General features: G+C 65.5%; 1 protein-coding gene (only partly in view). It reads left to right on the top strand.

Annotation, left to right across the window (positions count from 1 at the left end; translation table 11 throughout):
• Positions 1-16,318: part of a non-ribosomal peptide synthetase coding region (locus tag GOHSU_RS03125; protein ID WP_005936715.1), annotated on the top strand (this coding region is incomplete at its 5' end). The annotated region extends 19,171 nt beyond the left edge of the window; the window shows 16,318 of its 35,489 annotated nt.

The following is a 16,318-nucleotide window of genomic DNA, read 5'->3' as shown; positions in this document are numbered from 1 at the left end:
CGTGGAAAGCCGTGCCGAGCTCGAAGAAGCCGCAACGACCGGATTCGACGTCGTGAGACAGTGGCCGATCAGGGTACGGGTCTGGGAGTCCGCGCCGGAGGAGCATGTGCTGGCGCTGGTAGTGCACCACATCGCCTACGACGGTGAATCGATGGCGCCACTGGTGACCGATATGATCGTTGCCTATCTGGCCGAAGTCGCTGAACGGACTCCGGAGTTCGCTCCGCTGCCCGTGCAGTTCGCCGATTACGCGATCTGGCAGCACGATGTGCTCGGATCCCCGGACGATCCGGATTCCATCGCGGGCGGTCAGCTCGAATACTGGCGCGGCGCGCTTGCCGGCCTGCCGGACCTGGTCGAACTTCCCACCGATCGACCTCGCAGTGCGGCCGCGACTGGCCGTGGTGAACGTGTGGTGTTCCATATTCCGGCCGAGATCACAGAGTCGATCGTGAACCGGGCCCGCGAGCACGGGGTCACTCCCTTCATGGTGGTGCAGGCCGCCCTCGCAGTGGTGATCGCGCGACTCAGTGCCGAGGACGACATCGCGATCGGAACGCCCATCGCGGGGCGTGGTCAGCCTGAGTTGGACCATCTGATCGGGATGTTCGTCAACACGCTCGTACTGCGGACGCTGGTGGACGGAGGCATCTCGTTCGGTGAACTTCTCCAGCGGGCTAAGGTCGCCGATCTCGGCGCTTTCTCGCATGCCGATGTGCCGTTCGAAACCGTCGTGGATGCGCTCGATCCGGCACGGTCGAGTGCGTTCGCAGCATTCACCCAGGTATGGCTGACGTTCGAGCAGGGTGCGCTGCCTGAACTCGCCGGAGCGAATCTCGTCACCGGTGAGATCGGCGGACTTCGGGTCGCACCTGTCGACACCGGCGCTCTTCCGGCCCGCGTCGATCTGCTGGTCAGCGTCATCGCGGGCGAGCCGAGCGCAGGCTGGGACGCGATCATGACGTATGCGGCAGACCTGTTCGACACGACGACCGTCGCGACCTTCGCCGACTATCTCGTGGGCATCCTGGAGGCAGGTTTGGTCGATCCCACGACACCGGTCGGGGATCTGCCGCTCGTCGCACGTGAACACGACGAGATGGTGACGACTGAGGAAGTGGCAGCGGAGTTGTCTGCAGAAGTGAGTGAGTACCGCATCATCGATCCGCTGGAGGATGCCGACCCGGCGGTCGTGACGAGTGGACCGTCCGTCGATCCGAAGGTCTTGCGTGACATCTTCGCCGAGACGGCCGCGAAACACGCCCCTCGTCAGGCTGTCATCGATGCCGCGGGAACGATGCTGACCTATGCGCAACTCGACGAGAAGTCGAACCGCTTGGCCCGCTGGCTGATCTCGCGTGGTATCGGGACAGAGTCGCTGGTCGCACTTGCCGTCGGCAGGTCGGCCGAACTGCTCACTGCGATCTGGGCGGTCGCCAAGACAGGCGGCGCGTACGTGCCGATCGACCCCGATTACCCGGCCGAGCGTGTTCAGGCGATGGTCGAGGACAGCGGCGCGGTTCTGGGCCTGGCGACCTCAGGTTCGGACGAACTTCCGGAACAAGGCTTCGACTGGTTCCGGCTGGACGAGATCGGAGTCGCCGACGAAATCGCCGCGCTGAGTGGCGAACCCGTCACCGAGGCCGAGACGCTCGCCCCGGTTCGGGTGCACAACACCGCGTACGTGATCTTCACCTCCGGTTCCACGGGCCGGCCGAAGGGCGTCGCGGTGACGCACACCGGTCTGGCGAACTTCGCCGCAGAGGAGAAGCGCCGCTCCAGCGCGGACGAGTACTCGCGAGTCCTCGGGTTCGCGTCGCCGAGCTTTGATGCGTCGGTCCTGGAGTACCTGCTGGCCACGGTCTCCGGCGGCGTCCTGATCTACCGTCCCTCGGATGCGGTCGGTGGCCCGGAGCTGCAGGACTTCATGATGCGGCAGGCGGTGACGCACACCTTCCTGACGCCGACGGTGCTCAGCACGCTCGAATCACAGGCTCTGCCTACTCTTCGGGTGGTCTACGCCGGCGGCGAGGCTGTTCCTGCAGCACTCCGGGACGAGTGGGCGATGATGCGCCGGGTCCAGAACCTGTATGGGCCCACGGAGACGACCATCGGTGTCACGATCAGCGAGCCGATGCAGCCGGGCACCCCCGTCTACCTCGGTGGACCCATCAACGGCGTCGGGCTGCTGGTGCTGGACAACCGGCTCAAGCCGGTGCCGCCGGGTGTCCCGGGAGAGTTGTACGTGGTCGGGCATGCGGTCTCCCGCGGCTACCTGGACCATCCGGCACTGACGGCTGTGCGGTTCGTTGCCAATCCCTACGGTATCCCGGGCGACCGGATGTACCGCACGGGTGACGTGGTGCGCTGGCGCAAGGACGACCTGGGTCAGCAGGTGCTGGAGTACACCGGGCGCAGCGACGACCAGGTGAAGCTGCGTGGCCTGCGAATCGAACTCGGTGAGATCGAGAGCGTCCTCGGTTCGCACGAGGCGGTGGACGCTGCTGTCGTGGTTGGTGTCGGTGGCTCTGTAGCGACTGCGCTCGCCGGCTATGTCGTCGGTGATCGAGACAGGATCGACGTCGCGGAGCTCAAGGCGTTCCTCGGTGAACGACTGCCCACCCACATGGTGCCCGCATCGATCACTGTGCTCGACGCGCTGCCGCTGACACCCGTCGGCAAGCTCGACAAGCGGGCCTTGCCGGAGCCGGTCATCGAGACAGCCGTCTACGTCGCACCCGAGGGTGCCGCGGAGGAGTCCGTTGCCGCGGTGTTCGCGGACCTCCTCGGCCTGGATCGGGTATCCGCCGAGGACTCGTTCTTCGATCTGGGGGGCAACTCGCTGTCGGCGACCCGGCTCGCGGCCCGCGTGAGCGGTGAGCTGGGTGTCGAGGTGTCTGTTCGCGATGTCTTCGATGCGCCGACGCCGCGCTCACTGGCTGCCGCGGTGGCCGATCACGGTGCGGCGCTGCCTTCGGTGACCGCCGTCGAACCGCGGCCGGATTTGATTCCGCTCTCGTCCGCGCAGCGGCGGATGTGGTTCATCAACCAGTTCGACACGGCCTCACCCGCTTACAACATCCCGATGGGTTTGCGGCTGACCGGTGAGCTGGACATGGTGGTCTTCGGCGAGGCACTCGGCGATGTGCTGGAACGCCACGAAGTGCTGCGCACCGTATATCCGTCGACGAACGGGATGCCCTACCAGGAGATCGTGGCCGCCGACGAGGCGCGTGTCCGGTTCGACTGGGCAGAGACGGCGGATGTCGAGGACTTGATCGCCGCTGCTTCGACGGGCTTCGACGTGGCTTCGGACCTGCCCGTCCGCGGCCGCTTCCGGCGTGTCGCCGAGGACGCCATCGAACTGGTGATGGTGGCCCACCACATCGCGTTCGACGGTGAGTCGGTCGAGGTGCTGGTCCGCGACCTGCTCTCTGCATACCTGCGCCGACAGAATCCTTCGCTGCCTGAACCGGATGCGCTCACAGTCCAGTACGCCGACTATGCGTTGTGGCAGCACAGCATGTTCGGCCAGGGCGACGATGCTGAGTCGCCCCTCGCGCGGCAACTCGATTACTGGCGGCGCCAGCTCGCCGAGATCCCCGCCGTCACCGACCTTCCGATGGACCGGCCGCGACCCACAGTGCTCACGCAGACCGCTGCTCGCGTCACGATGGACTTGGACGACGACCTGGCGGAAGGTATCGCCGAGCTGGCGCGTGAGCACCAGGTGACCGGATTCATGATCACCCATGCCGCGCTGGCCTTGACCGTCGCACGGCTGGCCGCCACCGACGACGTCGTTATCGGCACTCCCATCGCCGGCCGCAACGATGCCGCCCTGGAGAACCTCGTCGGCATGTTCGTCAACACCCTGGTGCTGCGCACCGAGGTCGACCCGGGGCAGTCGGTCAGCGACTTCCTCGCCCTCGTCAGGGCCACTGACCTCGATGCCTTCGATCATGCCGATGCGCAGTTCGATGACCTCGTCGAGGAGTTCGCCCCCGAGCGGTCGACGTCGTATCAGCCGCTCGTCCAGATCACCGTCGATCACCGACGGGTACCGGCCGCCCGGGACCGGGTGGAGCTTCCCGGGCTCGTCGCCGAGCCGCTCGCCACGACGGATCTCGATGCGAAGTTCGACCTGACCGTGACCGCGGTCGAAGCGCACGAGGACTCTCCGATGAGGGTGACCTTCGACTACGCCACTTCGATCTTCGACGAAGCCACGGCGCAGCGCATCGCCGACGCGTGGGTCGCGACCGTCACCGCGATGGTCGCCGAACCCGAGACCGCCGTCGGTGACATCGACCTGGGTGCTGCTGAGGAATTCGTGGTGAGCGGCAACTCGCTCGGTCGACCTGCCGACTCGGCCGCCGACGTGATCGGTGAGCCGAAGGTGCTCGCAGATCTTCTGACCGAGCGGTCCGTCAACCCCGATCACGTCGCTCTGCTCTGCGGTGATGTGGAAGTCAGCTACGCAGAATTCAATGCACGCACCGATGCGATAGCTCGTGACCTCATCGGCCGCGGGGTGCGGCCGGACGATGTCGTCGCCGTCGTCCTCGACCGATCAGTCGACTCCGTCCTCGCGGTGTTCGGTGTGGTCAAATCCGGAGCCGCATTCGCCGCCGTCGATCCCGGGGACCCACAGGAACTCATCGATGAGGTACTCCACGGGGCCGGCCTGGGTATCACCGATCCCGCAATGCATCCGGCTCTCGTCGACGGCCCGATCCAGTGGATCGACGTGACCGAGTTCGAGTCGGCGGACGACGCTGCGCCACTTCGGGCGGCGGAGCTCAACGCACGCCCTCACCTGGACAATCTCGTCCAACTCTCCTACGCGTCCGATTCAGCCGGCACCCCCCGGATAGTCGGTCTCACCAATCGTGGTCTGGCTGAAGTCATCATGCACTTCGAGGAGCTTCTCGGAACCGGGGAACTGGCCGGCGAGGCGTGTGTTCTGCACGCGGCTTCGCCGGGGACCGACGCTGCCGTGTTGGAGATGCTGTGGTCCATCGGGACCGGTAGCAGACTGGTGATCGCGCCGCCCGGAGACCACATGGACGAAACGTTGGGCGGTGTTCTGGAGCGCGGCCGCATCACCGAAGCACTGCTCACGCCGGCATCCCTCGCCACAGTCGATCCGCGGGCGGGCTCCACCGTCCAGCACCTGGTCACCATGGGTGACTCCTCCTCGGCTGAGCTGATCGAATCGTGGGCCGTACCAGGACGCGAGATGTACAGCATCTACGGACCGTCGGCAGCTTCGATGTGGGCATTCACCGGACACTTCGTGTCCGGACGCGCGGCGACGATGGGTCATCCGGTGCGCGGGGTCGCGGCATACATCCTCGATCGGCGCCTGCACCCTGTCCTGCGAGGTGTGGTGGGCGAGTTGTATCTGGCGGCGGGGGACTCCCTTGCTCGAGGCTGGCTGGGGGCCCCCGGTCTCACCTCTGCGGCATTCGTCGCCGACCCGTATTCGGCCAGCCCGGGGTCGCGGATGTACGCCACCGGAGACCTCGTGCGTATCAACCCCGCCGGCGAGACCGAATTCGTCGCACGTGTCGACGAACGTACGAAGCGTCGCGGCCGGAGGAGCGGGTCTGATGACACCGGGGCCGCCGGTCTGGCGGCCACTGCCACGATTCCTGTCGCGTCACCGTCGAACCCGATCGAAGAAGCACTCGCGGCGGTCGTCGCCGGCCTGCTCGGACTCGACAAGGTGAACGTCACCGAGTCGTTCTTCGCGCTCGGAGGTGATTCGATCATGTCGATCCAGCTTGCCTCTGCCGCGCGCGCCGCAGGCTATGCGGTGACACCGCGACAGATCTTCGAACACCGAACTGTGCGTGAGATCGCCCGAGCTGTCGCGGAAGCCGGCGAGGCGCTGCCGATGCTCGCTGAGCCCGCCGACGGCGGAGCCGGTGAAGTGGCGTTGACTTCGGCGATGTGGTGGATGATCGAATCCGCCACGCAGGCCTCGGATTTCGCCGACTTCAATCAGTCCCGGATCCTTCAGGCGCCGGAGGGCGTCGACGTGGGAGCGCTCCGGGAGGTACTCGCGGTGGTGGTCGGGGCGCATCCGATGCTCAGCGCGGAGTTCACCGAATCGGCGGGCGACGGCTGGCGGCTGACTGCCGGCGTGCCGTTCGACGCGGAAGCAGCGGTCAGTGAGCTGGAGACGGAGTCGGCGGAGGGGCTCGACGACACTCTGAACCGTGCCTTCGAACAGGCCTGTGCAGCCCTGAATCCGGTCGATGGCCGCCTGGTCCACGCCGTGCTCGTCCGGAACGCCGACGATCAGCGCATCGTGCTGGTGATCCATCACCTCGGAGTCGATGCGGTCAGCTGGCCGATCCTCATCGAAGACCTCGTCACCGTCTGGGCGCAGCGGACTGACGGATACCCGATGAACGTACGCCCCGAGGTCACCTCGGTACGGGCGTGGAACGCAGCCATCGCCGCACAGCGCGACGAGCGGAGTTCTGAACTCGACTACTGGCTCGAGCGGCTTCCAGAGCGGCCCGCCGACCTGGGCCGACCGCTCGACAGGACCCGCGACCTGATGGCCACGCAGCACGCGGTGATCCGGGACGTCGATCCGGCGGTGACCGAACGATTGCTGAGCGACGTTCCGCAGGCATTCGGCGGAACGACTGAGGACGTGCTCTTGGGTGGCCTGGCCCGTGCGGTTCGCCGCTGGCAGGAGCAGTGCGGTTTGGTGCAGTCCGGTCCGCTGTCGATCATGCTGGAGGGCTACGGTCGGAGCGAACAGATCCTCGCGGAATCGGCTGATCCGCACGCCAGTGACCTCACCCGGACCGTCGGCTGGTTCACCACGGTGTTCCCGGGACGGTTCGCCGTCGGCCGCGACATCATTCATGCCGTCAAGGCGGCCAAGGAGGAGCGGCTGGGTCGGCCGGGTTCGGGTGTCGGCTTCGGCCTACTGCGTTTCGATACGCGCCGCGATGCCGAGCTCAGCGGTCGCCCGTTGCCGTCGATCGGTTTCAACTACTTCGGCGGTGGCCGGGCGGGCGGCTACGACGAGGAAGCCCGTACCGCTCAAGTCCCCGGCTTCTTGCCGGTACCCGGTCCGGATCTCCCGCCGAGTGCCACCGGAGCGATGACCGTGCTGAACTCGCTCAGCACTACGGTGTCCTCCACTTCCGTCCCGGGTGGCCGGTCGCTGTCGCTTCGGCTCGACTTTCCCAAGGCCGTCCTCGACGCTGCGGATGCCGAGCGAATCGCGGAGCTGTGGGCCGAGGAGCTGGACCTCGCGGTTGCCGCGATCGACGCCGGCGCACCCGGACTGTCACCGTCGGACGTCCCGGGGACCGGGGTGACACAGGACGACTTGGACGATCTGGCCGCCCGATTCCCAGGTGTCGACGTCTGGCCGCTCACGCCGCTGCAGAGGGGCATGGTCTTCCAGGCGTTCCTCGCCGGAGACGAAGCGGTCGACGTCTACATCACGCAGGCGATCCTGCACCTGGGTGACATCGACGAAGCGCGTCTTCGCGATGCGGTGGACGAGTTGCTGCGGCATCACCGTGCTCTGCGATCGGGATTCGTCCGCACGGAGTCGGGTTCTCTCGTCGCAATCGTGCCGGACACCGTCGAGGTTCCGTGGCGAGTGGAGTCCGTCGACGCCGGGGAGGCGGAGACGACCGAGATCGTCGCACGACTGGCGGCCCGAGAGAAGCTCGAACCGTTCGACCTTGCGGAGCCGCCGCTGCTACGGGTGATCCTGGTGCACCATCGCGAAGGCACCAGTGTGATCATCACCAATCACCACATCCTGTTCGATGGCTGGTCGGCGCCGATCGTGCTCGCCGATCTGCTCGCTCTCTATGCCACCGGCAGTCCCTTCACGGCGGCCCACGAGAACGATTTCCGTACTCATGTCATGCGCATCGCACGTCTGGACACGGCAGCCGGACTCGACGTGTGGCGATCGGTCCTGCGCGAGCTCCCCGGACCGACGCTCGTCGCGGCCGGTGCGGAGGCTTCGGTGGACACCATGCCCGATGTGCTGCCGGTGACACTGAACAAGGAGCTGACGGCCCGCCTGGGACATACGGCGCAGCAGTACGGTGCGACCGTCTCGACTGTGCTCCAGGCCGCCTGGGCGGTATTCCTGTCGCGGATGACCGGGAACGACGTGGTCGCCTTCGGTGAGACCGTTTCCGGACGCCCGGCAGATCTCGACGGTGTCGAGTCGATGGTCGGCCTCTTCATCAACACGCTGCCCGTCGTGGTCGATGTCGCCGCGGCCGACTCACTCGGCGCGCTGCTGGAGTCGGTCCAACAGGAAAAGGTGCGCCTACTCGATCACCAGCACCTGGGTCTGCCCGAGATCATGCTGTCCGTGGGCATGCCGACGATTTTCGACACGCTGGTGGTCCACGAGTCCTTCCCGGTGAACACCGAGTCGATCACCGAAGCGCCGTCCAACGATGCGCTAGTCATCAAGGGAATCGATGCGTCGGATGCGACTCACTACCCGCTGAACATGGTGTCGTCCGAAGACGACGGTGTGCTCTCGTTGCATTTCAAGTTCCTGCCGGCAGCCTTCGATCGCACCGAGGTCGAGAGCTTTGCCGCGGCGGTAACGCAGATTCTCGCCGCACTAGCCGATGCTCCCGACTCGGACCCGCGCACCGTCGAACTGGTGCCGGCCGGGGCGAGCAGTGACCTGCTGGAACTCGCGGCTGGGCCGGTGGTCGGGGTGCCTGAGGTGACCGTTGCTGATCTGGTGGCGGTGCAGGTGGTTGGGGCTCCCGATGGTGTTGCGCTTGAGTTCGAGGGGCGGGTTGTTTCGTTCGCGGAGTTCGGTGCGCGGGTGGCGGTGTTGGCCAGGGAGTTGATCGCTGCTGGTGTTGGACCGGATGTGGCTGTGGGTGTGGCGATTGACCGGAGTGTGGAGTTGTTGGTCGCGGTTCACGCGGTCGTGGCTGCCGGTGGGCAGTATGTGCCTGTCGATCCGGCTTCGCCGGTTGAGCGGGCGCGGTACATGCTTGAGACGGCGGGTGCGGAGACGGTTCTGGTGGCGGACGGGCTGGTGCCTGGGTGTGTCGCTGGGGCCGGTGTGCGGGTGTTGCCGGTCGATACTGAGTCCGATGTCGACTTGACGGTGCCGGCGGTGACCGATGCCGAGCGGCGGGCGCCGTTGCATGGTGATCATGCGCTGTACACGTTGTTCACTTCGGGGTCGACGGGTGTGCCGAAGGGTGTGACGGTGACGCATGAGGCGGTGGTGAACCGTCTGGTGTGGATGCGAGATGACTATGGGGTGGATGCCGGGGCACGTTTTCTGCTGAAGACGCCGTACACGTTCGATGTGTCGGTGTGGGAGTTGTTCCTGCCGTTGGTGGTCGGTGCACCGTTGGTGATCGCGCGGCCCGATGGTCATCGGGATCCGGAGTATCTGGCTCGGGTCATCGCTGAGCAGGGTGTGTCGGTGGTGCATTTCGTGCCGTCGATGCTTTCGGTGTTCGCCGATGTGCTCGGGGAGCGTTTGGCGGCACTGCCGTCGTTGCGGTTGGTGTTCACCTCGGGTGAGGCGCTGCCGGCTCCGCTTGCACAGCAGGTGCTTGCTGTGATGCCGTGGGTAGCGTTGCACAACTTGTACGGGCCGACTGAGGCTGCGGTGGATGTGACGGCGGCGCAGGTGTCTGCCGGTGATCCGGGGGTGACGATCGGCCGGCCGGTGGCGAATACTCGCGCGCTGGTGCTCGATGGGCGGCTGCAGCTGGTGCCGGTCGGTATGCCGGGTGAGTTGTACCTGGGTGGGGTGCAGTTGGCGCGTGGTTATGCTTCGCGGCCGGAGTTGACTGCTGAGCGGTTCGTCGCTGATCCGTTCGGTGGGGCCGGTGCACGCTTGTATCGGACCGGTGATCTGGTGCGCTGGAGTGGTGCGGGGGAGCTGGAGTATCTGGGCCGTACTGATTTCCAGATGAAGTTGCGTGGTCAGCGGATCGAGCTGGGTGAGATCGAGACGGTGATTTCAGCGGCTCCCGGTGTAGTGCATGCCGCTGCGTCGGTGGCCACGGCTCCCGACGGGGGAGAGTATCTCGTTGGGTATGTGTCGCCGGACTCGGTGGATCTCGACCAGGTGCGTGCGGTGGTCTCTGCGGCGCTTCCGGAGTTCATGCGGCCCACCGTCTGGGTGGTGCTGGACGATGTTGTCTTGGGTAGCACCGGCAAACTCGACCGTCGTGCGTTGCCGGCGCCGGAGTTGACGTCGTTGCGTTCGGAGTATGTGGCGCCGGCGAACGATGTCGAGGCGCGGGTGGCGGAGGTTTTCGCCGAGGTGCTCGGGATCGAGCAGATGGGTGTGACCGAGTCGTTCTTCAGTACCGGTGGCAATTCGCTGTCGGCGATGCGGGCGGTTGCCCGGGCGGCGGAGGTCCTCGGCACTGAGCTGACGATCCGCGATCTGTTCGAAGCGCCGTCGGTGCGTGAGTTGATCGCGGTGTCGGCAGGTAAACGTGCTGCGTTGCCTCCGGTGATGGCTGTGGTGCCACGGCCGGAGCGGGTGCCGTTGTCGTTTGCTCAGCAGCGGATGTGGTTTATCAATCGGTTGGAGCCAGGTTCTCCGGTGTACAACGTTCCGGCTGTGTTGCGGGTGCGTGGTGGGCTGGATGTGGAGGCGTTGCATGCGGCGTTGATCGATGTCGTGGGCCGTCATGAGGTGTTGCGGACGTCGTTCCCGGCGGTTGATGGCGTGCCGTTCCAGGAGATCGCGGACGCGGTTGAGGTGGCGGCGCAGCTTGATTGGGCTGTGGTGGATTCACAGTCCGAGATCGAGGCTGCGGTGATGGCCGGATTCGATTTGGTCGAGCAGTGGCCGGTGCGTGTTCGGGTGTGGGAGGTCTCGTCGGGTGAGCATGTGTTGGCGGTGGTGACCCATCACATTGCGACTGATGGTGAGTCGCAGTTGCCGCTGTTGACGGATCTGCTGACTGCGTATGCGGCGCGGGTGCAGGGCGTGGTTCCGGAGTTCGTGGCGTTGCCGGTGCAGTTCGCTGATTACGCGATCTGGCAGCACGAGGTTCTGGGTTCGCCGGAGGATCCAGATTCGGTGGTGGGTCGTCAGCTCGGTTTCTGGGCTGAGGAGTTGGCGGGGCTGCCGGATGTGCTGGTGTTGCCGGCCGATCGTGCGCGGCCTTCGGTGGCCTCGCATGAGGGTCGCCTGGTGGCGTTCGAGATTCCGGCGGAGGTCGCCGGCCGGGTTGGTGTGGTGGCTGAGCGGTTCGGTGTGACTGCGTTCATGGTGTTGCATGCGGCGCTGTCGGTGTTGTTGGCGCGGTTGTCGGCGACTGAAGACATCGCGGTGGCTACGCCGGTGGCCGGGCGTGGTCAGGTGGAGCTGGATCGTGTGGTGGGCATGTTCGTGAACACGTTGGTGTTGCGGGCGCAGGTCGAGCCGCAGATGTCGTTCGAGTCGTTGCTGGCTCAGGTGCGTCGTGGTGATCTGGATGCGTTTTCGCATGCCGATGTGCCGTTCGAGACCGTGGTCGATGCGGTCGATCCGGTGCGTAGTGAGGCGTTTGCGCCGTTGGCGCAGGTGTTGTTGTCGTTCGATCCGGGTGCCTCGGTGCGCGATGTGGATCTGTCGGTAGCGGGCCTGGAGTTTTCGGCGGTGGAGTCCGAGCAGGTGCCGGCGCAGCTGGATCTGTACATCACCGTCTCCTCTGCCGGTGAGGAAGACCCGTGGTCGGGAACGATCACCTATGCCACCGATCTGTTCGATGAAAGCACCATCGTTTCGCTGGCCGACCGGCTGGTCACGGTCCTTGATGGTGTGACGACGCAGCCGGCGGCGGCGGTGGGTGATGTGTCGTTGCTGTCTGCTGCCGATGAGGCTGCTGAGTTGGCTGTGGAGTGGGGTCAGGCGGAGGTTGTGCCGGCGGTGGTGTCGGTGGCTGATGCGGTTGCTGGGCAGGTTGCGAAGACACCGGATGCGGTGGCGTTGGTGTTCGGTGGGCGTGAAGTCACCTATGGCGAGTTCGGTGCGCGGGTCAATGTGCTTGCACGGGAGCTGATTGCTGCGGGTGTGGGGCCGGAGTCTGCGGTGGCGTTGGCGGTGCCGCGGTCGGTGGAGATGATGGTTGCGGTTCATGCGGTTGTTGCTGCTGGTGGGCAGTATGTGCCGATCGATCTGGGGACTCCTGTCGATCGGGTGGAGTACATGCTGGCCACGGCTGGGGCGCAGTTGCTGCTGGTTTCTGATCAGGGCGTGGCGCAGTCGGCGTTGGCGGCGGCCCGCGCTGGGGGTGTGCCGGTCGTGGTGGTGGATGCGTCTGGCCCGGTGCAGGTGGATACGCCGGTGGCGGCGCCGGTTACCGATGTGGATCGTCGGGGTGTGGTGACTGGTGATTCGGCGGTGTACACGCTGTTCACGTCGGGGTCGACGGGTATGCCCAAGGGCGTGACACTTACTCACGAAGCGGTCTTGAACCGGTTGTGGTGGGGCCTGAACACGTTCGGCTGGTCGGTTGGCGATCGGATTGTTCTTAAGACTCCGTATACCTTCGATGTGTCGGTGCCGGAGGTGTTCGGTCCGGTGATGGTTGGCGCCGCGACGGTTATCGCGAAGCCTGACGGCCATCGGGATCCGAGTTACATGGCGGATTTGATGGAGCAGGCGGGGGCGACCAGTGTGCATTTCGTTCCGTCGATGCTGTCAGTGTTTTTGGACGTGGTCGATCACGATCGTCTTGCGAAGATCACGTCGTTGAAGTGGTTGTTCGCTTCTGGCGAAGCGTTGCCGCCGGCAACGGTGGCCGTGGCGCACAAGGTGTGGCCGCATATCGGTATCCACAATTTGTTCGGTCCGACAGAGGCGGCGGTGGAAGTCGGGTGGGCGGATGTCTCTGGCGCACCTGAGATGGTCACGATCGGCCGCCCGGTGTGGAACACAGCGATGCTGGTCTTGGATTCGCGGCTGAATCCGGTGCCTGCGGGTGTGCCGGGTGAGTTGTATCTGGGTGGGGTGCAGTTGGCGCGGGGTTATGCTTCGCGGCCGGAGTTGACTGCGGAGCGTTTCGTGGCCGATCCGTACGGGGAACCCGGCACCCGCCTGTATCGGACGGGTGATCTGGTGCGGCGTCTGGCTGATGGCGCGTTGGAGTATCTGGGTCGCACTGATTTCCAGGTGAAGTTGCGTGGTCAGCGGATCGAGTTGGGGGAGATCGAGGCGGTGTTGGCTGGTGCGCCGGGTGTGGTGCATACGGCGGTGACGGTGGCTCAGTCTCCTGATGGTGGGGAGCATCTGGTCGGGTATGTGGCGGCTGGTCCGGGCGAGGTATTGGATTTGGAGGCGGTCAGGGCTGCTGCTGGGGCGGCGTTGCCGGGGTACATGGTGCCGTCGGTGTGGATGGTCGTGGAGGACATCAAACTCAATACCGCCGGCAAGATCGATCGGCGGGCGTTGCCGGCGCCGGAGTTCGGGGCGTTGGAAGCCGAGTATGTGGCCCCCGACGGTGAGGCCGAGGAGGTTTTGGCTGGGGTGTTCGCCGATCTGCTCGGTGTGGAGCGGGTGTCGGTGGTCGAGTCGTTCTTCGATGCCGGTGGTAACTCGTTGTCGGCGATGCGTTTGGTGGCCCGGGCCGGTGAGGCTCTCGGGGTCGAGTTGAACGTGCGGGATCTGTTCGATGCGCCCACGGTGCGGGAGTTGGCGGCAGCGGCCGAGGGTAGGTCTGCAGCATTGCCGCCGGTGGTCGCGGTCGAGCCACGCCCGGAACGTATTCCGTTGTCCCGGGCACAGTTGCGAATGTGGTACCTGAACCAGCTTGATCCGGGGGCAGCAACGTACAACATTCCGCTGGCCGTCCGACTCAAGGGTGACGTCGATGCCGCGGCGCTGGAGGGCGCCATTCGGGATGCGGTCACACGCCATGAGGTACTGCGCACCGTGTTCCCCGCCGGCGACGACAGTGCACCTCGTCAGCAAGTGTTACCGGTTGCCGAGGCACAAGCGCGACTCGACTGGACTGCCGCCACGACGATCGATGAGCTCACAGCTGCCGCGACCAGCGGCTTCGATGTCTCATCGGAATTGCCGCTACGCGGGCGTGTCCGGCATGCCGAGGACGGGGCGGTTGAGCTCGTCCTGGTGATCCACCACATCGCGTTCGACGGTGAATCGACTCAGATCCTGCTGCGCGATGTGCTGTCCGCCTACGCTCGGCACCTGGACCCGGCGGTGCCTGCGCAACCGGAGCTTCCTGTCCAGTACGCCGACTACGCGCTATGGGAACAAGCTGTCATCGGCGAAGAGGAAGACGCGGACTCTCCGCTGTCAAGAGAGCTCTCGTACTGGCGGGAGAAGCTGCGCAATCTACCGGTAGTCACGGATCTCCCGATGGATCGGCCCCGTCCTGACGTGTTCGACAGTCGCGGTGCGCTTCTCACACATTCTTTCGATGACGACCTCGCCGATCGGATCGAGACGCTCTGCAGGGCGTACCGGATCACTCCGTTCATGGTCACGTATGCCGCACTTGCGGTGACGATCTCTCGCCTCGCGGCGACCGACGATGTAGTCGTCGCAAGCCCGACCGCAGGCCGAACGAGCTCCGCGATCGCCGATCTCGTCGGAATGTTCGTCAACACACTTGTCCTGCGTACGGCTACCGCGCCGGGAACCAGGGTCGATGATCTGCTGCGGGAAGTCCGGACTGACACGCTGAACGCGTTCGCGAACGCGCAGGTCCAGTTCGAGGAACTCGTCGACACACTGAAACCGCCGCGCTCCACCGCGTATCCACCGCTGGCGCAGATCGCGTTCACGTACACAGAAGAACTCGAGGTCGACAGCACTGTGACCATCGGGGCCACGGAGGTCGAGCCCATCGCCGTCGACGGTCACGAAGCTAAGTTCGACCTGACGGTAGCGGTGTCGGGCAAGACCCAACAGGCTCCGATGAGCATGTCCCTCGTGTACGCGACGGCGCTGTACGACGAGACCACCGTCGAACGATTCGCCGAGGTGTACCGGAACGTCCTCGAGGTGATGACCGCAGACCAGAACATCGCGATCGGTGATATCGACATCCTCGGCACGCGGAAGTCCGAGGTGAATGCCGTGCCGCCCGCCGCTGGGAAACGTGGCGAAGTCGAGGGCGGGACCCTGGTCGCCCTGCTCGCTGCGCGGGATCTGGAGGAACACCACCCTGCACTCATCTGTGACGGCGAGGAAGTCTCGTACCGTGAGTTCGAGTCGCAGACCAACCGCGTGGCCCGGGCATTGCTGGCGCGCGGCGTGGAACCGAACGACATCATCGCCGTCGGCATTCCTCGATCGGCTGAGTCGGTCATCGCCGTCTGGGGCGTGATCAAGGCCGGCGCGGGCTACGTTGCGGCCGATTCGGCGGAGGAACTCGAGCAGCTTCGCGGCCTGCTCGGTGATTCACGGATCCGGATGACCATCGCCCGCGCAGTAGACGGAGCAGTCATCAAGGGCGAGGCTGTGATCGATCTCGGCGACCTGATGGCCGAAGCGGCTTCGGACGCCGCGATCGACGACGGTGAGCGACGTGGCTCGCTGAAGCGCAGCAGCCTGGCGTATCTCGCATACCCAGCTGATGGTCGAGGTCCGCTCGTCGCCGTGTCGCATGCGGGAATCGCCGGGCTGATTGGAGAACTCGAAACGATTACCGGCACGCTGGAAGACGATCCCGACACCCGGATCCTGCACCGTGCAGCAGTTGGAACCGGAAGGGCGTTCCTGGAGTCCGCGTGGGCGATCACTCTTGGACACACGCTGGTCGTCGCCGAGGCCGATGCGGAATCCGGTGGGGGATTGGAGGAGATGCTCGAACGCGATGAGGTGACCGACGTGGTGGTCGCCCCGTCCGAATTCGCCGACATCGATCCGGACTGCGCCGAGTACCTCCGGAATCTGGCTGTCACCGGAGAGGCGTGCACTCCGGAGTTCATCGACGAATGGGATGCCCGCGGTCGGCGGCTGTTCAACTTCTACGGATCAGCCGCAACCACCGAACTGGCAACGCGGACCCGATTAATGCCGCGCAAGCCGGTGACGATGGGCCGGCCGATCGGTGATGCCGTCGCCTATGTCCTCGACGATCGGCTTGGCCCGGTCCCCGACGGTGAGACCGGTCAGTTGTACCTGGCAGGACCGATGCTGGCCCGCGGCTATCCCGGAGACCCGGGGGTGACAGCGATGCGCTTCGTCGCTGACCCTTACGGAGAGCCCGGGGCACGGATGCTGGCTACGGGTGACGTTGTGAAACGCGTCAAAGGTGACCTCGAAGTCATCAGCCGGGGTGGGCTCGAGTGA

The sequence above is a fragment of the Gordonia hirsuta DSM 44140 = NBRC 16056 genome (assembly GCF_000333015.1).
Taxonomy (GTDB): Bacteria; Actinomycetota; Actinomycetes; order Mycobacteriales; family Mycobacteriaceae; genus Gordonia; species Gordonia hirsuta.
This window is presented reverse-complemented; position numbering and strand designations above follow the sequence as displayed.